Origin of the sequence: Winslowiella toletana (assembly GCF_017875465.1) — a bacterium.
Taxonomy (GTDB): domain Bacteria; phylum Pseudomonadota; class Gammaproteobacteria; order Enterobacterales; family Enterobacteriaceae; genus Erwinia; species Erwinia toletana.
This window is the reverse complement of sequence record NZ_JAGGMQ010000001.1, coordinates 4681228-4701485: the sequence shown is the minus strand read 5'-3', so window position 1 is coordinate 4701485 and position 20258 is coordinate 4681228. Positions and strand designations below refer to the sequence as shown.

The 20258-nt window shown below is 58.4% G+C and carries 13 protein-coding genes; 7 read left to right on the top strand and 6 right to left on the bottom strand.

The features are described from left to right. Nucleotides 1-4: 4 nt before the first annotated feature. The 6 genes from J2125_RS22050 to J2125_RS22025 form a co-directional block, all read right to left on the bottom strand. Nucleotides 5-2629 carry a nitrate reductase gene (locus tag J2125_RS22050; RefSeq protein ID WP_017802092.1) on the bottom strand — a complete coding sequence of 875 codons (2625 nt, stop codon included), beginning with the start codon at nt 2627-2629 and terminating at the stop codon, nt 5-7. Further along, on the bottom strand, nt 2626-6714 hold the full coding sequence (gene nirB / locus J2125_RS22045; protein WP_017802091.1) for a nitrite reductase large subunit NirB: 4089 nt from the start codon (nt 6712-6714) through the stop codon (nt 2626-2628). Before nirB ends, J2125_RS22050 begins: the two co-directional genes overlap by 4 nt. Before the next feature lie 10 nt (nt 6715-6724). After that, complete coding sequence (locus J2125_RS22040; RefSeq protein WP_017802090.1) at nt 6725-7513, bottom strand: ABC transporter ATP-binding protein; 789 nt, start codon at nt 7511-7513, stop codon at nt 6725-6727. Between the two features lie 10 nt (nt 7514-7523). Beyond that, nucleotides 7524-8405 carry a nitrate ABC transporter permease gene (gene ntrB, locus J2125_RS22035; RefSeq protein ID WP_017802089.1) on the bottom strand — a complete coding sequence of 294 codons (882 nt, stop codon included), beginning with the start codon at nt 8403-8405 and terminating at the stop codon, nt 7524-7526. 11 nt (nt 8406-8416) lie between these two features. Next, nucleotides 8417-9667, bottom strand: a complete 1251-nt coding sequence (locus J2125_RS22030; protein ID WP_017802088.1) for a CmpA/NrtA family ABC transporter substrate-binding protein — start codon at nt 9665-9667, stop codon at nt 8417-8419. A gap of 281 nt (nt 9668-9948) precedes the next feature. After that, on the bottom strand, nt 9949-11214 hold the full coding sequence (locus tag J2125_RS22025) for a nitrate- and nitrite sensing domain-containing protein (RefSeq protein ID WP_017802087.1): 1266 nt from the start codon (nt 11212-11214) through the stop codon (nt 9949-9951). Nucleotides 11215-11403: 189 nt separating this feature from the next. Between J2125_RS22025 and J2125_RS22020 the strand changes: the two genes are divergently transcribed. From J2125_RS22020 to J2125_RS21990, 7 genes are all read left to right on the top strand, one after another. Then, a complete protein-coding gene (locus J2125_RS22020) occupies nt 11404-13212 on the top strand; it encodes a methyl-accepting chemotaxis protein (RefSeq protein WP_209499537.1) in 1809 nt (602 codons plus the stop codon). A 400-nt stretch (nt 13213-13612) separates the two neighbouring features. Further along, on the top strand, nt 13613-14128 hold the full coding sequence (locus J2125_RS22015) for an SH3 domain-containing protein (protein WP_040462414.1): 516 nt from the start codon (nt 13613-13615) through the stop codon (nt 14126-14128). Nucleotides 14129-14228: 100 nt separating this feature from the next. Continuing rightward, nucleotides 14229-15449, top strand: a complete 1221-nt coding sequence (gene icmH, locus J2125_RS22010; RefSeq protein ID WP_026111832.1) for a type IVB secretion system protein IcmH/DotU — start codon at nt 14229-14231, stop codon at nt 15447-15449. Next, entirely contained in the window at nt 15449-17560 is a 2112-nt protein-coding gene (tssM, locus tag J2125_RS22005) for a type VI secretion system membrane subunit TssM (RefSeq protein WP_017802084.1), read from the top strand. The genes icmH and tssM overlap by 1 nt, the downstream gene beginning before the upstream one ends. Nucleotides 17561-17576: 16 nt before the next feature. Further along, entirely contained in the window at nt 17577-18275 is a 699-nt protein-coding gene (tagF, locus tag J2125_RS22000; RefSeq protein ID WP_017802083.1) for a type VI secretion system-associated protein TagF, read from the top strand. Nucleotides 18276-18311: 36 nt separating this feature from the next. Continuing rightward, nucleotides 18312-19478, top strand: coding sequence for a type VI secretion system-associated FHA domain protein TagH (gene tagH / locus J2125_RS21995; protein ID WP_017802082.1), 1167 nt, complete (start codon nt 18312-18314; stop codon nt 19476-19478). Next, nucleotides 19475-20251, top strand: coding sequence for a PP2C family protein-serine/threonine phosphatase (locus tag J2125_RS21990; protein ID WP_017802081.1), 777 nt, complete (start codon nt 19475-19477; stop codon nt 20249-20251). Before tagH ends, J2125_RS21990 begins: the two co-directional genes overlap by 4 nt. Nucleotides 20252-20258: the final 7 nt, after the last annotated feature.

Genomic DNA, 20258 nt, shown 5'->3' with positions numbered 1-20258 from the left:
CTCGTCAGACCGGTTGCATTGCCGTGCAACGGGCAATTAACTGTTTTAACTCAGGAATACAGGAGCCGCAATGGGTGCCGCAGCCTACTGTTTTGCCCAGCGCCGCCGCGCTGTCGCAGCCACCGGCAATCGCCGTGATGATTTGCTGTTCACCGATGCCCAGGCAGCTGCAAATGATTTTGCCGTGGCCTGCGCCATCGGCAGCGCGTCCCGCCAGCAACGCATGGCGTGCGGCGGCGGTGGCTGGCGGCTGAAGAAATGCCTGCGCCACCAGCGCAGTATCAATCTGCGGACGTAAGCCATCGGCATAAAATGCCACCACCAGCATGCCGTCACGCCAGCCCAGCAGCCGGTAAAAAGCCCCTTCGCCCTGAGCATACTGGATTGTCAGGCCACTCAGGTCGCACTGTTGCGCCAGCCAGCGCTGGGGATCGCCGTCAGCAGCCAGCTGATATTGCGTTGCCACCTGATGCGGTATCCGCGCCCACCAGCCGACATGCGGAATAGTGACGTTGTCACCAACCAGTAACATCCCCTGCCAGTCACTCTGCCAGCGACGCAGGCGTACCGGGGTCTGCTTACTCTCCGGCTGGCCGGAATGCGGGTCGAGATGCGCCGCCACCAGCCGATCGACATTGCCTTCGGCGGTGAACTGCTGCGTCCAGTGCATCGGCACAAATAACGTGCCACGCTGCTGGGCGTCTGTAAGATGGGCGCGCACCACGATCCAGCCGCTGGCCGACTGCACACGCACTAAATCACCTTCGTTAATCTGATGTTGCTGCGCATCCTGCGGATGCAGATCGGCAAAAGGTTCACTCCGGTGCTGCATCAGACGCGGTACGCTGCCGGTGCGCGTCATGGTGTGCCACTGATCGCGAATGCGCCCGCTGTTCATCAGCAGTGGCCAGGCGTCGCTGACCTGCGTGGCGGGAAGACGCGGCCTGATGGCCAGCAGCCGCGCTTTACCGTCGGCATGGAAAAAGCGTCGATCGCTGAACAGCCGCGCGCAGCCCTGCGGATAGTGCGCATTGACCGGCCACTGGATCGGTTGCAACGTATCCCACTCGCCATCAGTAAGGGTCGCCAGCCCGCTGATATCAAAAGCACGCGCGCCCTGATTCTCAAAACCGGACAGCGCCGCATGTTCACGAAAGATCTGCGCCGGATGTCGCCAGGCAAAAGCAGCGCCAAATCCCATACGCTGCGCGACGGCGGCAATCATCCACCAGTCGGGTTTCGCCTCACCCGGCGCCGCGACAAATCCGCGCTGACGCGAAATGCGGCGCTCCGAATTGGTGACGGTGCCGTTTTTCTCGCCCCAGCCCTGCGCGGGCAGCAGAACATCGGCATATGCGGTAGTATCGGTGTGCTGGCTGACATCAGAGACGATCACCAGTTCACAGCGCGCCAGCGCCTGCGCCACCTGATGACTATCCGGCAGCGATACCGCCGGATTAGAGCCCATAATCCATACGGCTTTCACCTCGCCGCGCTCAACAGCCTGAAACAGCTCCACCGCTTTCAGCCCCGGCTGCTGCGCCACCCGATCGCTGTGCCAGAAGCGTTGCAGACGATCGATATCCTGTGGCGTAAACGCCATATGCGCCGCCAGCTGGTTTGCCAGACCGCCCACTTCGCGTCCCCCCATCGCATTGGGTTGGCCGGTAAGCGAAAATGGCCCACTGCCCGCACGCCCCAGTTTGCCGCTTAGCAGATGAACATTGATAATCGCATTGCACTTATCGCTGCCGCTGGTCGACTGATTGATACCCATGCAATAGAGCGTCAGTGCCTGTGGGCTGCGGGCAAATAGCTGATAAAAGGCTTCGACCTGCGCCAGCTCCAGCTGGCAAAACGCCGCCACCGCCTCGCAGTGCCACTCCGCTGCGGCCGCCAGCGCCGGCTCCACGCCCGAAAGATGCGCCAGCATGCTGTTATCGATGCCCTGATGCTGCGCCAGCCAGTGCAGTAAACCGGCAAATAGCGCGCCATCGCTGCCGGGACGTAGCGGCAGATGCAGATCGGCAAGATCGCAGCTGGCGGTGCGGCGCGGATCGATCACCACCACCTGCATCGCCGGCCGCTGTTTTTTTGCCGCCACCAGCCGTTGGTACGCCACCGGATGCGCCCATGCAGTATTGGAACCCACCAGCACAATCAGATCGCTGTGGCTGAAATCATCGTAACAACAGGGTACGGCATCGGCGCCAAAGGCGCGTTTATACCCCACCACCGCCGACGCCATGCAGAGCCGGGAATTGGTATCGATATTGCCGCTGCCAATAAAGCCCTTCATCAGCTTATTCGCCGCGTAGTAATCCTCAGTCAGCAGCTGGCCGGAAGCGTAGAACGCCACCGCCTGCGGACCGTGCTGTGCTATCACCTGCTGAAGCCCCTGCGCCACCCGATCCAGCGCCTGCTCCCAGCTGACGCGCTGGCCGTTCAGCTGCGGCCACAGCAAGCGTCCCTGATGACCGAGGGTCTCACCCAGCGCCGCGCCCTTAACGCACAGGCGGCCAAAATTGGCTGGGTGGCGGCTGTCGCCGCTCACCTGCACCTTGCCGTCAGGCAGTGAATTCAGCGTGACACCGCAACCGACCCCACAGTAAGGGCAGGTACTGTTCATAACGCCACCGCCAGCGCCGTTTCCGTCACCGCCAGCGGGGTATTCGCCACCAGCACCACGCCATTTTCCAGCTTCACCGGCCAGCAGCGCAGCTGTAACGCGGGATTATCGAGACTCTGACCATCCCGCAGGCGGAAGCGCTGCTTGTACAGCGGCGAGATCACTATCGCTTCGCCATCGCTGTCACCGAGAATGCCACGCGATATCACGCTGGCCTGCGTGCCCGGCTCAAGATCATCAAGAGCAAACATCTGCTCGCCAAAACGGAACAGCGCGATGCGCTGGCTGCCAAGCCGTGCGCCAATTCCGGCCTGCGCCGGAATATCCTGCAACTGGCACAGGGCGCTCCACGGCTCGGCTGGCACTTCAGTCAGCGGGATCGGAACACCGGTCGCCGGACGGATCTGCCCGCGCGAGCTTTCCCGGCGCACCGTCTCATCGGCATCCTGACTGTTCACCGCAGGACGGAACAACGCCAGACGATCCGGCGTCGCCAGCGTGGTCTGCCATTCGCACTGATATGCCATCACCACCCGCTGCATCTCCTGCTCCAGCTCGCTGCCGATGCCTAAGCTGTCCTCAATCACCACCGCCCGCAGATAGTCGAGTCCGCCTTGCAGATTGTCCATCCAGACGCTGGTGCGTTGCAGCCGCCCGGCGGTTCGTACATAAAACATCAGCAGGCGATCGACATAACGCAGCAGAGTCTGATCGTCGAGATCGCTGGCAAACAGATCGGCATGCCGCGGCTTCATACCGCCATTGCCGCAGACATACAGATTCCAGCCCTTCTCGGTGGCAATCACGCCGATATCTTTGCTCTGCGCTTCGGCGCATTCGCGGGTGCAGCCGGAGACCGCCATTTTGATTTTGTGCGGCGCACGCAGCCCTTTGTAGCGGTTCTCCAGCGCAATGGCGAAACCGGTGGAGTCCTGCACGCCATAGCGGCACCAGGTGGATCCGACGCAGGATTTTACCGTTCGCAGCGATTTACCGTAGGCATGACCGGTTTCAAATCCGGCGTCGATCAGCTGCTGCCAGATTTCCGGCAACTGATCGAGACGCGCGCCAAACAGATCAATACGCTGGCCACCGGTGATTTTGCTGTAGAGGTTATAACGCTGGGCAATCTGACCAATCGCGATCAGTCCCTGCGGCGTCACCTCACCGGCAGGCATACGCGGCACCACCGAATAGGTGCCATCTTTCTGAATATTGGCAAAGTAGCGGTCATTGGTATCCTGCAATGGCAGATGTTGCGGTTTTAGCAGATATTCATTCCAGCAGGAGGCGAGCAGCGATGCCACCAGCGGCTTACAGACTTCGCAACCGTGGCCACGACCATGCTGCGCCAGCAGTTGATCAAAGCTTTTGATCTGGTTCACGCGGATCAGATGGTGCAACTCCTGACGCGACCAGGCAAAGTGTTCACAAATATCTTTCTTCACCTCCACGCCAAGGCTCGTCAGCTGGAACTCCATCACCTGCTTCACCAGCGCGGCGCAACCGCCGCAGCCGGTGGCCGCTTTGGTACAGCTTTTCACCGCCGCCATATCGCCAGCGCCATCACGCACCGCACCACAAATATCGCTTTTACTGACATTATGACAGGAGCAGATCTGCGCGCTGTCGGGCAGCGCCGCCACGCCCAGCGCTTTTAGCGGCGCGCCGCTCGCCTGCGGCAGGATCAGGCTTTCCGGCGCCTGCGGTAGCGCGATATCATTCAGCATCATCTGCAGCATCGTGCTGTACTCGCTGCTGTCCCCAACCAGCACTCCGCCGAGCAGCTTTTTCCCGTCGGCGGATACCACCATTTTTTTGTAGATCTGCTGTGGCCCGTTGGTCCAGTGATAGCTCTGACAGTCCGGCGTGCGGCCATGCGCATCACCGAGCGAAGCCACCTCAACCCCCAGCAGTTTAAGTCTGGTACTCATATCCGCGCCGGTAAACGCTGCCGCTTCTCCGGCCAGCGTGGCCGCCAGCACCCGCGCCATCTGATAACCCGGCGCCACCAGGCCAAAAATCTGCCCGTGCCACAGCGCACATTCACCAATGGCAAAGATTGCCGCATCGGAGGTGGCGCAGCTATCGTCGATCATAATGCCGCCACGCGGGCCAGTGGCCAGACCGGCATCACGCGCCAGCTGATCGCGCGGACGGATACCGGCGGAAAACAGCACCAGATCGCTGGTCAGGGTTTCACCATCGGCGAAGTTCAGCGTCATACTGCCGTCGGCATGCTCAGTGATATCGCGCGTCTCTTTGCCTGTATGAATGCGCACGCCGAGCGCTTCGATTTTATGTCGCAACATCTGCGCGCCGCCATCATCCAGCTGCACCGCCATCAGCCGTGGTGCGAACTCCACCACATGGGTTTCCAGTCCCAGCTGTTGCAGCGCATTGGCGGCTTCCAGTCCTAACAGGCCGCCGCCAACCACCACGCCGCGCGTCGCCTGTTTAGCCCGTGCGGCAATCGCATCAAGATCGTCCAGCGTACGGTAGACAAAACAGTTGGCTGCTTTAGCGCCAGGGATCGGCGGCACAAATGGCGAGGATCCGGTGGCCAGCACCAGTTTGTCCCACGCCATCTCATGGCCGCTGGCATCGCGGACAGATTTTCGCTGACGGTCAATCGCCACCACTTCGCTGTGGCTACGCAGCTCAATGCCGTGCTGTTCAAAGAAGTTTTCGCTGACCAGCGACAGATCTGCATGGCTGCTGCCGGCGAAATAGTCTGAGAGATGGACACGATCGTAAGCCTGATGGCGCTCTTCGCCGTACACCACCACCTGGTAGTGATGATGCAACTCACGCTGCACCAGCTGTTCAAGAAAATGATGACCGACCATCCCGTGGCCAATCACAACTAATTGCGGTTTGCTCATCATAGTGTTCCCTGCAGCCAGCGGCTGCCTGTCATTATCTTCAGCATCAAAAAGCGCGGCAGATGACACGGCCTCTGCGCGTTGTAATTTTTTCATCAGCGATGCCGCCTGACTGATATCGCCATATAGCAGCACGCCGCTTAATTTGCCGTCGCGCAGCAGCAAGCGGCGATAGTGCGAACTGATTGGATCAAAACTGATTAGTGAGCGGCTGTGCGGGTCTTCCCGGATATCCCCGGCGCTAAACACGTCGATACCGGTGACCTTCAGCCGGATGGCGCTCTCTTGCGGCTTAAAATCAGCCAGCGGCTGTGCCGCCAGCTGATGGGCCAGAATCTGCGCCTGACGCAGACAGGGAGCCAGCAGGCCAAAGGTTTCGCCGTTGATTTCACAGCATTCGCCTAACGCATAGACGCCCTGCTGATTAGTCTGCAGCTGAGCGTTAACCTGAATACCGCGCCCACAAGCCAGCCCTGCCGCCTTTGCCAGCGCCAGATCCGGCGTAACGCCAGTGGCGATCACCACCCGCGCAGCAGGCAGCTGCTGCCCAGCGGATAACGTGACACTGTCACTATGAATGGCATCAATTTGCTGATTCAGCCAGCAGGCGATACCCCGCTGTTGCAGCGAATCCTGCAGTAATGCTGCGGCCTGCGCGTCCAGCTGACGATCCAGCAACCACGGCTGACGATGCACCAGCGCCACCGCGCGTCCACGCAGACGCAGCGCTGCTGCCGCTTCAATCCCCAGCACGCCGCCGCCCAGCACCACCACCGGCCCGTCACTGCTTAGCATCTGATCAACATCCGCCAGCCGGCGAAAACCGTTCACATGCGACGCATCAATACCGGCAATCGGCGGCATCACCGGTAGCGAGCCAGTGGCAAATACCAGCCGGTCCCAGTTCAGCTGACGCTTGTCGGTCACCAGCTGGCGATCGGCGATCGCCACCGCCTGCACGGTTTCTCCGCTCAGCAGTGTGACGCCGTGATCGGCATACCACTGCGGTGCATGCAGCAGCGTAGCGGCAAACGCTTTTTCACCACTGAGCACCGGCGACAACATAATGCGGTTGTAATTACCCAGCGCCTCGCGGCCAATCACCGTAATGCGATAGCGCTGCGGCGCCAGCTGTAACAGCGTTTCCACCATGCGCATCCCGGCCATGCCGTTGCCAATCACCAGCAGATGTTCGACCATTGCCCGCTCCTTATGCCGCGCTGACCTGCTTCTCATAGAGGAAATGCAGCACCTGCTGGCGCAAATGGTGGTAACGCGGCTCTTCCGCCAGCGCCACCCGCGAACGCGGCCGCGCAAGGTCGATAGTAAGGATCTCACCGACCGTCGCCGCCGGGCCGTTGGTCATCATCAGCACGCGATCGGAAAGCAGTACCGCTTCGTCGACATCATGGGTAATCAGCACAATGGTGGTGTTAAGCTTCTGCTGGATGCGCATTACCGCATCCTGTAAGTGAGCGCGCGTCAGCGCATCTAGAGCGCCAAAGGGTTCATCCATCAGCAGCACCCGTGGCTTCATCGCCAGCGCACGGGCAATGCCGACGCGTTGCTTCATGCCGCCGGAGATCTCGCCTGGCCGTTTATTCAGCGCATGCGCCATCTGCACCAGTTCCAGATTGTGCTCAATCCACTCGCGCATCTCCGCTTTGCTCATCGTGGCGCGAAACACCTGACTTACCGCCAGCGCCACATTGTCATAGGTGGTCAGCCACGGCAGCAGCGAGTGGTTCTGAAACACCACCGCGCGCTCCGGGCCAGGGCCGTCGATTTCCCGGTTGTCACACAGCAGCACGCCGGAAGTCGGCTGGCTTAAGCCAGCGATTAAATTCAGCAGCGTCGATTTACCGCAGCCGGAGTGACCAATCAGACTGACGGTTTCGCCCTCGCTGATGCTAAAACTGACATTATCCAGCGCGAGAAACTCCCCACTGGCGGTGTCAAAGCGCTGGCTGATATTCTGTATCTGAATTATTGGATTCACGATGTTCCCCTTATTTTTCCCAGCTAAAACGGCGAGCCAGCAGCATCAGCCCCTGCTCCAGCAACAACCCCACCACACCGATAATCAGAATGGCGATCAGGATGTTTTCCACATTCAGGTTGTTCCACTCATTCCAGATCCAGAAACCGATCCCCAGTCCACCGGTCAGCATCTCGGCGGCGACAATCACCAGCCAGGCAATGCCAATCGACAGCCGCACGCCGGTCAGCACCGCCGGCAGTACCGCCGGAAACAGAATTTTGCGCATCACCGTCCACTCGGAGAGCTTCAGTACGCGCGCCACATTGAGATAGTCCTGCGGAATACGCATCACCCCTTCGGCGGTATTGATCACCATTGGCCAGATTGAGCAGATAAAAATCGTCCAGCTGGAGGCTGGTTCGGCACGCTGAAACAGCAGCAGACCAATCGGCAACCACGCCAGCGGGCTGACCGGGCGCAGTAAGGCGATAATCGGATTCAGCATGCGCGCCAGAAAAGTGAAGCGGCCAATCAGAAAGCCAGCCGGAATGCCCACCAGCGCCGCGAGGCCAAAGCCCATCGCCACGCGTTGCAGTGACGCCAGCACATTCCAGCCAATCCCCTGATCGTTAGGACCGGCGTTATAGAACGGATCGGCAAACAGCGTCAGCGCCGCCTGCCAGGTGCTGTATGGCGTCGGAAAACCACGGCTGTAAAGCGCGGCGATTTGCCACACCGCCAGCAGCAGCAGCAGACCACAGCAGGGCGGGATCACCCGCTGCATTAAGCGCCGTAGCCCGTTGCGGCGTAATTTAACTGCCGCTGTTGCAGGCGGTTTCAGCGTAATCACCTCTGCACGGGTTGCCACACTGTCAGCATTCAGCACTACCACGCGCGCTTCATTTTTCATCTTTACTCTCCTCAACGTTTAATCGCGAAACTGGCGGCATACTGCGCCGGATTGCTGCCGTCCCAGACTTTGCCGTCCAGTAAGGTGCTGCTGCGCATCTCACTGGCGGGCAAAGCCACATTGCCCACCGCGCTGGCCGCCTGGCGGTAGATATCGATGCGGTTAACCTGTTTCGCCACCGCAAGATAGTCCGGATCCTGTTTCAGCAATCCCCAGCGTTTTTGCTGGGTCAGGAACCACATGCCATCGGAGAGATAAGGGAAGCTCACCGCCCCATCATGAAAGAAGCGCATCGCGTGCTGATCCTGCCAGCGCTGCCCGAGGCCGTTTTCATACTGGCCGAGCATGCGGCCTTCGATGGTGTCGGGTTTGGTATTGAGATATGCGCGACCCGCGATAACTTGTGCGGTTTCACGGCGATGGTCGTCGGAAGCATCGATCCAGCGCGCCGCTTCCAGCACGGCGGCGGTCAGTGCGCGGGCGGTATTGGGGTTTTCCTGCACCCAGGCGGCGCGCGTGCCCAGCACTTTCTCCGGATGGTCCGGCCAGATCTGCTGCGTGGTAGCGGCGGTAAAACCGATGTTTTCGCTGATAGCGCGCTGGTTCCACGGCTCGCCGACACAGTAGCCGCTCATATTGCCGATTTTCATATTCATCACCATCTGCGGCGGCGGAACCACCACGGTGCGCACGTCATCGAAAGGATTAATACCGGCACTGGCCAGCCAGTAATAGAGCCACATCGCATGGGTACTGGTGGGAAAGGTATGGGCAAAGGTGTAAGTCCCCGGCGGTTTAGCCGCCACCGCCTGGTGCAGACTGACACCGTCGGTGACGTTCATCTCTTTCAGCTGATTCGACAGGGTGATCGCCTGGCCGTTATTGTTCAGCGTCATCAGGTTCGCCATATTATGCTGCGGTCCGGCAACGCCCAGTTGCAGGCCATACAACATGCCATACAGCACATGGGCGGCATCCAGCTCCCCGGACGTGAGCTTATCGCGTACCGCCGCCCAGCTCGCCTCTTTGCTGGGCAGAATGCGAATGCCATACTTTTTATCGAAGCCTTTTATCGCCGCCATAATCACCGGCGCACAGTCGGTCAGCGGAATAAAGCCGACATTTACCTCAGTTTTCTCCGGCGCATCAGATCCGGCGGCCCAGACGCTGTTCATCAAACCCGGCAGCAGATAACTGCCGCTCAGCACGGCGCTCCCGGCAAGAAATCGGCGTCGTGACAGCGGAAAACGGTCTTTGCTCATCATTTGCTTCCTGGAAAAAAGAAATAAAAAAAGGCGTCCTCCGACATGCTCGAAAGCATGCGGCAGGACGCCTTTATCCAAAGCACTCGTTGCACCGCCATTGGCGAAACAAATGCATTATTTGTCGTAATAATGTTGCAAGCTGTGTGCCAGATTTGCTGGCGGCTAAGAAAGTTGCCTTTTACAGGCACTTATCGCCTGTCGCCGTTTCAGCGGTCAGAGAGTGGTCACAACCCACGCACTATGCTGAAGCAATAAACGCACACTCATTGTGCATTTAACTATTTTTCCTGCTCGCTGAAGGCAGAGGCGACAGATAGCATCGCAATCGCGATATCTACCACACGTTTATTTTGGTTCATCGCCATTTTGCGCAGCGTTTGCCACGCCTGCTCCTCACTGCAAGCCTGATGTTTCATCAGCAGCAATTTAGCCTGATCAATATGTTTCCGCTCATTGATACTGGCGCGCATGCTTGCCAGCTCATCGGCCTGCGCCTGCAAACGTTGCGACTGCTGCTGGATCAGCGTTAACACCGCACGCCCCAGCTGCGGCGCAACGCCCTCAGCATCAAGCGCCACACTATGGCCGCCATTCCAGTCGGCGCCTGCGACATACAGGCTGTAACCCTGCTCGCTGTTTATCGCCTGCAAGTGACTGCTCAGATCGCTGATTTCATCCGCCTGTTCGGCACGGCGGATAGTGTCACGGCAGCACTGCATCAGGGTGGTTTCCAGCCGATCTTCCACCACCTTCATGCCATCCAGCCTTTTACTTAGCAGCTGAAACCAGCGTGACACCCCCGCTTCTCCCGTGTGGCTGCTCATACAGGCGACCCGGCGCAGACGCTCAACTTCCGGCTCAGCTTCGGCTATTTCGCGCCACTGTTGCAGACTCTGCGCATCAGCAAACTGGCTGAAGGTGCTGAAACAGCGATCCTGCGCCTCAATCAGCGCCACAATATGTTTACTCTGTTCGGCGCTGAATACGCCGGCGGCAAATCCGGCGGAACCGGTAGCGCGCTCCTGGCCCGCCAGCTCTTTGCCCTGCATAAAGCTGAACATGGCGATCAGCGCGCGCGACACCTGCGCATCGCTGGCGGCGTCGGCGGCTTCAAATACCAGGTTCAGCAGCTGACGAATAATCTGGTTAAAACGCGCCATCGCCAGCGCATGACTGAGGGTGCGATCGCGTACCTGCTGGCGTAGCGGCTCCAGTTCACTCAGGCCATGCAATGCCGCCGCGATACGCGCATACAGGCGGCTGTTGCCCGCCAGCGGACTGCTCTGCGGACGCGGCAGCAGCTGGATCATGCTGGCTAATTCGCGGCTGACATCGCGCTCGCGCTGCGGCAACTCATCGCCAAACAGTTTGCCGGTCGAACAGAGCCAGATATTGGAGGCGCCCCTTTCGCGTTGCAGCACATGGATCAGCTGACTGAGCTGACCAATCAGCTGGCCGGTATGCAGCAGATTACGCAGGCTGGCGATCTCACTTTGTCGTGATGCCAGTAAAAAATTGAGGGCTGTAGGTGTGGCTGCCGTCATGGGTTCGCTCCGGGAGGCGCAAAGTGATGGCCAGATCAAGCAAGAGTCGTGCCGCTTAACCTGGTTACAACAACTATTTCACCTTTGCGAAGCATCAGCCATAGGCTTTTCTTATAAGCCAAAAATCCTGCTCAAGTAGCCAGCATCTGAGCCGATATCAGGCAAAATCCTGTCTGTTATGAGGTCTGTATGTTATCCATTTCCCGGCTTTCATCGCTGCGACTTGCATCGATACGCGCACGTATTCTGGCGATCACCATCGGTTGTGTGGTTATCGCTCTGATTATCAACACCAGCATCAATTACTCCGTAACCCGCAAGTACAATCAGCAGGCGATTAACAGCACGCTCGACGCGGTAACCGGCAGCCACCGGGCAGCCATCGGCGACTGGATCAACGGTAAACTGACCATGATTGCCTCGTTGCAGGCGGTGACGCTGAGTGACGATCCGCTGCCGATGTTTAAGCAGATTGCCGCTGCCGGTGGCTTTATCAATGTTTACGCGGGCTACGCCAATGGCACCGCCCGATTCTCCTCGCCGGGCGGCATTCCCGCCGACTACAACCCTACTGTGCGCCCCTGGTATATTGACGCCATTAAGCTGGGCAAGCCGATGGTGACCGCTCCCTATGTGGATATGGCCACCAACAAACTGGTGGTGAGTTTTGTTGCGCCGGTCAATGGCAATGCGGCGGTGGTCGGCTCCGATGTGGCGATGGACAGTATTGTCGCCAACGTCAGCTCGATTCGCCCGACACCGGCCAGTTCAGGGCTGTTAATCGATAAAAATGGCACCATCGTCACCACCAGCGACGCCAGCATGGCGTTAAAACCGGTGAAAGATCTGCTGCCTGACCTGGATGTCGCGGCGCTGATTGCCGCCGATAAACCGCTGCTGGCGCATATTAATGGCGTCGCCAAACTACTGCGCGCGATGCCGGTCGCCGGTACCGACTGGTATCTGGTGGTGGCGCTGGATCAACAGGAAGCCACCGCCGGCATGAAGTCATTGCTTAGTGCCTCAGCGCTGTCGCTGGTGTTGCTGGTGCTGACGGCGGCGCTGTTAATCAGTCTGCTGATTGGTGCGCTGATGCGCCGCCTGCTGACCATCCGCGATGCGATGCTGGCGATCAGCTCCGGCGATGACGATTTAACCCAGCGCCTGCCGGAAAATGGTCACGACGAAGTCACACAGATTGCGGTGGCGTTTAACAGTTTTATCGATAAGCTGGCCACCGTGATGGGCCAGCTGCGGGATGCCAGCGCCTCGGTGCAGGTGGCCGCCAACGAAATCGCCAGCGGCAATAAAGATCTCTCTGCGCGCACCGAGCAGGCGGCGTCTAACTTGCGTGAAACCGTCAGTTCCATCGATGCCATTTCCGCTTCGGTCACCCACTCCACCGCCTCGGCCACCGAAGCGAATCAGCAGGCGGCGACCGCCTCAGAAACGGCGCAGCGTGGCGGCAAGGTGGTATCGAATGTGATCAGCACCATGCATGATATTGAACATGCTTCAGCGAAGATTGGCGACATTATCAGTGTGATTGACGGCATCGCCTTCCAGACCAATATTCTGGCGCTGAATGCGGCGGTTGAAGCGGCTCGCGCCGGGGAACAGGGTCGTGGCTTTGCCGTGGTGGCCGGTGAGGTGCGTAATCTTGCCCAGCGCAGCGCGCAGGCGGCGAAAGAGATTAAAACCCTGATTGACACCACCACCGAACGGGTGGCCAGCGGATCGCGCTATGTGCAGATGGCTGGTGAAACCATGGAAGATATTGTCAGCAGCGTCGCCAGCGTCTCCGGCATTATCGCCGGTATCACTCAGGCGAGCGATCAACAGATGCAGGGTATTCAGGGCGTCAACCTCGCGGTCGGTCGTCTGGAAGAGATGGTGCAGCAAAATGCCGAACTGGTGGTGGAATCAGCCGCCGCCGCAGGTGCGCTGCAATTCCAGGCCAATGAACTGGCAGAAACGGCGGGGCATTTTCGTCTGTAAACTCTGAATTATTTCACTTTTTTAGCATCGGGCGGTGGCGCTGCCGCCCGTAAAACATATCAGATTTGTTAATAAGATAAGTTTCAGGGCCACTTCCCTCGGTCGATGGCGACATTCTTTGCCCTGCCCGCCAAATTTTTAAGCATAAATTCGTTTAATCAAAGCACCGCCCTGTCAGCCCTCAGCCGCAGTGACACTTAGCCGTGCGCGGGTAACTAACATGATAATGATTTGCATGCAATGGTTTTAAATCTCAAAAGTGTCAGGTAGACTGACCGCACTTTATGTTTATGTAAAACTAAGCAATTTTCCGGGCGGGCGCGCCGCACGAATTGGTCAAAAAATAAGCTTACTTTGCGCAGAAATGCGCCAATATGTCTGCAATAGTCCAGACTCCCTGATGATATTCACGAGGATCACTGTGAAAATTCGTATCGCGTTGACACTGTTAGCTGTGCTTACCGTGGCCGGATGTAAGGCACCTCCGCCACCTTTGACCGATGATACGCTGGTGACCAGTGAGGTAGCGGGCGTAAAACTGACTCACCGTTATGCCGTCCAGCCGCCGCAGGAATTTACGGCGATCAACGAAAACTGGCGCGCGCTGTATAATGCATCAGTAATGACCACGCCGGACTATAGCGGCAAAATTGTGCGCTATCTCGACAACGGCAAGCCATTTACCGTATTAGGGGAAGTTGAAAACCACTGGCTGGCGATTGCTGAAGAAGATCAGCAGCAGTTAATCGGTTATGTACCGCTGAAAGCGGGCGTTAAAAGCGAACGTTATGACGCCACCCTGCGTAACGATCGGCCACGCCCGCGTAAAACGGCAAAACAGCAAGTTTGTGTGGATGTCGGCGGGGCCAGCAAAGCCTGCAAAAACAGAGACACCGCAACCTGGATCCTTGAATGATCCATGCTGCTTCGCAAGGCGCAGTGACGCGCCTTACTGCTTGAACAACACGTGAAATCGCCTGATGGAACAGACGCTGAGCCAGGATTTACCACAGCCAATGACGCCGGAACTTGCCGCCCGTGATACCCCGTATGCGAGCGCCGAAAACCCATTACTCGCCGCCGCTGCGCCCTTACTAAATGCCATTGTGCAAATTCGTCTGGCCGCAACGCATGATGACCCGGCCGGACTACGCCACCAGCTGGTGGATGAGATCCGCCTGTTTGAAACTCGCTGTAAGCAGCTGGATTTACCGTTTGAGATGATAATTGGCGCCCGCTACTGCTTATGTAGCGTGCTGGATGAGGCGGCGGCGCAGACCCCATGGGGCACGCGCGGCGTCTGGTCCGGTAATGGCCTGCTGGTCTCCTTCCACAACGAAAGCTGGGGAGGCGAGAAGTTTTTCCAGTTGCTGTCACGTATTTCGCAGTCGCCACAACAGCATTTGTGGTTGCTGGAAGTCATTCACTACTGCCTGCTGCTCGGTTATGAAGGCCGCTATCGCGGCGTGGAACATGGCCGCGCACAGTGCGATGCCATTCGCAACCGTCTGGCTCAGCTGATTGACAGTACTCGCACCACGCCGCAGCAGCCGCTGGCGGCGCAGGTGGTGGTGCGTCCGCAACAGAGCAATCTGTGGCGTCCGCCGGTCCCCCTCTGGGCCTGTTTTACGGTTACCGCTTTTATCGCCTGCATGGTCTACAGCGGCCTGAACTGGCAACTGGGCAATTCAGCGGAACCTCTGCTGCGTAAGATCTATCAGACGCCTCTGCCGCAGGTCACCAGCGGACGCAACACCAGTTCACCACAAAGCCTGCTCGATCTGCGTAAAGCCTTAAGCGATGTGATCGCCGCCAGTCAGCTGGAGGTCAGCGACGGGCCTTTCGGCAGTAAAGTATTGTTGTCAAACGACAAGCTGTTCGACGACAACGCCACTACGCTGAATGCCGTCGGTCGCGCGCTGATTGGCCGCGTGGCGGCGGCGATGGATGATATCAAAGGTAAAATTGTGGTGACGGTGTATACCGACGATCAGCCGCTGCGCAGCGCGCGCTTTGCTTCAAACTACGAATATTCGCTGGCGCTGGCGCGCACCATTGCCAGCCAGCTGCAACAGCAGCTGTCGCCCGGTCATGATATCCGCGCAGAAGGACGCGGTGACAGCGATGCCATGATGCCGAATGACAGCAAGGAAAATCGCGCCCATAACCGCCGCGTAGAAATTACCCTGTTTGCCGCGCCAGAAGCGGCCAGCTCGGTTAAGAAAGGAACGCCGTGATGCGTAACCAACTGTTTTCACTGCTTACCAGCCGCCTGCTGTGGGGCTTTATCGGCATCACCGCGCTTGCCAGCGTGATCTGGATGCTCGGTCCGCTGGTCACCGTTAACGATTTGCGTCCGCTGGAAGCGCCGCTGCACCGTCAGGTGCTGGTCGGCATCAGCTACTTCTTGTGGATTCTGTTTCAGCTTATCCCGCATCTCTACAGCGCCTGGTTTAACAGCAAGCTACTGCATAATCTGCAATACAACAATGTCGACCACGGCGAGATGATGGCCACCGAGGAGCTGTTAACCTCGCGTTTTAACGAAGCGGCATCCTTGCTGAAAAAAGCCCACTTCTACCAGCGCCCGCCCTCCAGCTGGTTCCAGCGCTACAGTGCGCGTTATCTCTATCAGCTGCCCTGGTACATGATTGTCGGCGCGCCCGGCGCCGGTAAAACCACCGCGCTGATTAACTCCGGCCTCGAGTTTCCGTTGACTGACAGTATGGGTAAGCAGGCAATCCGCGGCGTTGGCGGCACCCGTCACTGCGACTGGTGGTTTACCGACCGTGCAGTGCTGCTGGACACCGCCGGGCGCTACACTTTGCAGGAGAGCATGCGCGCCCGCGACGCCAGCGAGTGGCAAACCTTTATCAATCTGCTGAAGCATTACCGTGCCCGTCAGCCGATCAATGGCGTGATCATCACCATCAGCGTCGCCGATCTGCTTAGCGACTCCGCCGAAGCGCGCTTTACGCAGGCTACCGCCCTGCGCAGCCGGATGGCTGAACTGCATCAGCAGACCGGCATCCATTTCCCGGTGTATGTGATGGTGACCAAGACCGACCTGCTGAAAGGGTTTATGAGTTACTTTGCGACCCTCGACAAGTCACAACGCGAACAGACCTGGGGCTTTACCTTCCCGTGGGAGCCTAACCGTGACAGCGAACGGGCGCTTAATCAGCTGTTTGATCAGCAGTTCCTGACGCTGTCCAATCGCTTAACCCGCGATTTAGCCTGCAAGATGGCGCAGGAACATGATTTAACCCAGCGCGCCGACTGTTTTCTGTTTCCGCAGGAGTTCGCTTCGCTGCGGCCGCTGCTGGCCGAATACCTTGATATTGTCTTTTCGCCAGACGGCGGTGAAGTGGCGTGGTCAGCGCGTGGCCTGTTCTTTACCAGCGGCACTCAGGAAGGATTGCCGTTTGACCGCGTCATGGGTGAGCTGACGCGCAAATTACAGCTGCCGCAGGCAAGACGCCACTCCATCGCCAGCTGGGACAGCGTTAACCGCGCTGCGCCAATTCCGGCGAATAAAGGCCAGAGCTTCTTTATCCGCGACCTGCTGAGCGAAGTGATTTTTAAAGAGAGCGGGCTTGCCGGCAGCGACCGCTCATGGGAATACCGTAACCGCCTGATGCACTGGGTTGGCTATGGCGCGCTGGCGTTGACCTTGCTGGTCGCCAGTGGCTGGTGGCTGCTGAGCTATTACCAGAATCAGCACTATCTGCAGCAGATAGAGGCGCGGGTTCCCGCGCTGTCGCAGCAGGCTGAACATTTTTCGCAGCTTGAGAACGGCGATATTATCGATCTGCTACCCTTCTTAAACAATCTGGTGAAGTTGCCGCAACCCGGGGAATTTTCGCTCGACAGTCCACCGCTCAGCATTCGCGCCGGGCTGTATCGCGGTGACCAGATCAGTGATGCGGCCTGGACGCTGTATCAGAACGCGTTGCGCTCACTGTTGCTGCCACGCGTAGCGCGTCAGATTACCGCCACTCTGCGCAATGATAAAGGTGGTGACAGTGAATTCAGCCGTAATGCACTGCGGGCTTATCAGATGCTGTATCAGCCGCGCAATTACGACGGCGAGTTTCTGCGCGGCTGGGTCATGCAGAATTTCCAGCGTTCCCTGCCGGCGGACGTGACCACGCGAGATTTGCAGCAGCTCGACTGGCACCTCAGCCAGCTGCTGGATCGTCAGATTCAGACTTCACCTTATGCACGCGATAACGCATTAATGATGCGTAAACTGGCGGATAATCTGGATAAAGCGGGCCAGAACGGCACCGCGCTGGCGTTAACGCCTGGCGTGCTGTTTCCGTCAGTTACCCGGAACGCTCACTAATCCGAAGGATAAGGTTATGGCAGAGAGATTAAGTCTCGGCTGGTACGGCAAGCTGCCGATCACCGGTGACTTTATCCAGCGACGATTGCCTGAACCGATCGTCGCCAGCTGGTCAAACTGGTTCCAGCAGGGGCTGACCCACTGGCACCATCATACCGGCGCCACCAGCGATGATTTCTTACGCGCGCCGGTGTGGAATTTTGTGTTGCCGGCCACCAGCGGCGTACAACGGATCCAGATGGGCTGCCTGCTGCCGTCGCGCGATCGCGTTGGCCGCGCCTGGCCGCTGCTGGCGCTGCGCAGCTTTGCGCTCAGTGACTGGCATCCGGCCCAGCTGGCGATTGCCGGTCAGTGGTATCAGGAGCTGGGCGATACCTTATGGCGCGGGGTGCGCAATGGTCTGTCACCAGAGGCGCTGGAAACCAGTCTGCTGGCGCTGGCGCCGCTGTCGGCGCCGGAAAAACAGCGCTCAGCGATTATGGATGTGATTGGCTATCAGGATCTGCCCTGCACGCTGAGCTGGCGCGAGGTCGCGGACCGTTTCGATCCACAGCAATATATCAGTTACTGGTGGAGTAACCGCATCGACGGCTACCCACATGCGACACACAAGCATAGCGGCAACCTTACCGCACAGCTGTTTTCGCTACTCTTCAACCCGGCGGCCGGCGCGCTGCCGGGGCGGAACGGGCTTTATCCGCCGATGTTTGAATAGCGTCATGCTTTTTGGCTTTTTAATGCAGGATACCTCATGCGATTTACCATTGTGCAGAGCAAAACAGCGATGCCGCAGACGGCTTTTGATTTCCTGCCTCCAGGCGGGACCATTGGCCGCAGCGTTGACAACGACCTGATATTGCCTGATGAAGATCGTGCTATTTCGCGCCTGCAGGCGCTGGTGCATATCTCCGCCAGCGGCGAATGCCGCCTGACCAACCGCGGCAGCGTCACCTCGGTAGTGCTGAACGGAAAACCGCTGGAGTGTGGTCGTCAGGTTGAACTGCAACATGGCGATGCGCTGGGGATTGGCGCTTATCAGATTGATGTCAGCGACCCGGGCCGTGTGGCTGAAACTAATCAGGAGTCGCTGGATCCGCTCGATCTGTTTCACGACAATACAACGCAGACCCCCGACCCGCTGGGCATTCTCACCGCAGAAGAGCCGCTTATCAGCCGCGATCATGACATTATTCATCCGGAACAGGCCGCGGCGCGCCCTGTCAGACACAGCGGTGCGCGGCTGGATATCGATCCGCTGCCGCACGACGCCAGCGAGCGCAACGGTTATACCAGCGCCAGCAGCGATGAGAAGTTGATTCAGGCGCTGCTGACCGGCATGGGACTCGACAGCAGCCAGAACAGCACCCTGCTGACCGAAGAGGATATGATGATGACCGGCCGTATGCTGAGTCTGTTCTCACAGGGCACCGTGGCGCTGCTCTCTTCGCGTTCAATTCTGAAACGCGGCGTCAAAGCCGAGATGACGATGATCCTCAACGAGGCCAACAACCCGTTTAAAATCCTGCCCTCCGGCAAAACGGTGCTGATGCAGATGTATCAGAGCCAGATGCCAGGCTTTATGCAACCTGAACAGGCGGTGCGCGATGCGCTGGTCGATCTGCAGGCGCATCAGCTGGGGATGATTGCCGGTATCCGCGCGATTATTGCCGCCATGCTGCAATCCTTTAACCCGCAACGGCTGGAAGAGAGTGCGCGGCGCGATGGCGTGCAGCCGAAAATGAGTTTCTCCTCAACGCGTAAAGCGGCGATGTGGGACTATTTTGTCCGCAATTTCCAGCAAACTTCCGGCGAGATTGAAGATGACTTCCATACCCTGTTTGGTGAGGCATTTCTGCATGCTTATGATGTCGAGGTGAACCAGTACAAGGATTCACAACTAAGAGCGGACGACGAATGAAAATAACCTTTGCTTCCACTTCGCAGATTGGCGGACGCGACAGTAATCAGGATATCACCGGCAATTTACCGGGCGAACACCGTGCCTGCTTTCTGGTCTGTGATGGTGTCGCGGGTTTACCCGGCGGCGATAAAGCCGCGCAGATCGCCTGCGACAGATTGCTGAGTGAACTGAGTGACGATCGCCGCTATTCGCCGCAGGAAACCCGTCAGGCGGTGGAAAAAAGCGCGCGTTCCATCCGCGAGGTGCAGCAGATAAATCCGAAACTTGCCCGCATGAGCACCACCCTCGCAGCACTGTTTATTGACCGTGACCGGCTGCTGGCATGGTGGGCCCACGCCGGTGACAGCCGCGTTTATCACCTGCGTCGCGGTTATATCCATCAGGTGACGCGTGACCATAGTCTGGCCCAACAGATGAAAGATGCCGGTTATGAAAATACCGGAATTAACAGTAATTTACTTTATAATGCACTCGGTGCGGAAGCCGAGCGTGAAGCCAGTTACAGTGATGTGCTGGAGCTGGAAGATGGCGATGCTTTTTTGGTCTGCACCGATGGTTTCTGGTTAAACCTGGCGCCTCAGGAGATGGAGCAGGCGCTGCGCATGGTTAACTCGCCTGACGAGTGGCTGGCCCTGATGCAAACGGCCATCAATCGCAGCAGCAAAAGCGATAACCTGAGCGCAGTCGCGGTATGGGTTGGCTCACCGCAAGAAACGACATTGTTACAATCACAGTCTGATTCGGCACGCTTTCTGCCGCCTCGCGATTAACAGCAAG

What these genes read in the sequence shown, in the direction of transcription:
- J2125_RS22020 (WP_209499537.1), top strand. Translation starts at nt 11,404, where the DNA reads ATGTTATCCATTTCCCGGCTTTCATCGCTGCGACTTGCATCGATACGC.
- icmH (WP_026111832.1), top strand. Translation starts at nt 14,229, where the DNA reads ATGACGCCGGAACTTGCCGCCCGTGATACCCCGTATGCGAGCGCCGAA.
- J2125_RS22015 (WP_040462414.1), top strand. Translation starts at nt 13,613, where the DNA reads ATGATATTCACGAGGATCACTGTGAAAATTCGTATCGCGTTGACACTG.
- nirB (WP_017802091.1), bottom strand. Translation starts at nt 6,714, where the DNA reads ATGGTCGAACATCTGCTGGTGATTGGCAACGGCATGGCCGGGATGCGC.
- J2125_RS22025 (WP_017802087.1), bottom strand. Translation starts at nt 11,214, where the DNA reads ATGACGGCAGCCACACCTACAGCCCTCAATTTTTTACTGGCATCACGA.
- tssM (WP_017802084.1), top strand. Translation starts at nt 15,449, where the DNA reads ATGCGTAACCAACTGTTTTCACTGCTTACCAGCCGCCTGCTGTGGGGC.
- J2125_RS22050 (WP_017802092.1), bottom strand. Translation starts at nt 2,629, where the DNA reads ATGAACAGTACCTGCCCTTACTGTGGGGTCGGTTGCGGTGTCACGCTG.
- tagF (WP_017802083.1), top strand. Translation starts at nt 17,577, where the DNA reads ATGGCAGAGAGATTAAGTCTCGGCTGGTACGGCAAGCTGCCGATCACC.
- ntrB (WP_017802089.1), bottom strand. Translation starts at nt 8,405, where the DNA reads ATGAAAAATGAAGCGCGCGTGGTAGTGCTGAATGCTGACAGTGTGGCA.
- J2125_RS21990 (WP_017802081.1), top strand. Translation starts at nt 19,475, where the DNA reads ATGAAAATAACCTTTGCTTCCACTTCGCAGATTGGCGGACGCGACAGT.
- J2125_RS22030 (WP_017802088.1), bottom strand. Translation starts at nt 9,667, where the DNA reads ATGAGCAAAGACCGTTTTCCGCTGTCACGACGCCGATTTCTTGCCGGG.
- tagH (WP_017802082.1), top strand. Translation starts at nt 18,312, where the DNA reads ATGCGATTTACCATTGTGCAGAGCAAAACAGCGATGCCGCAGACGGCT.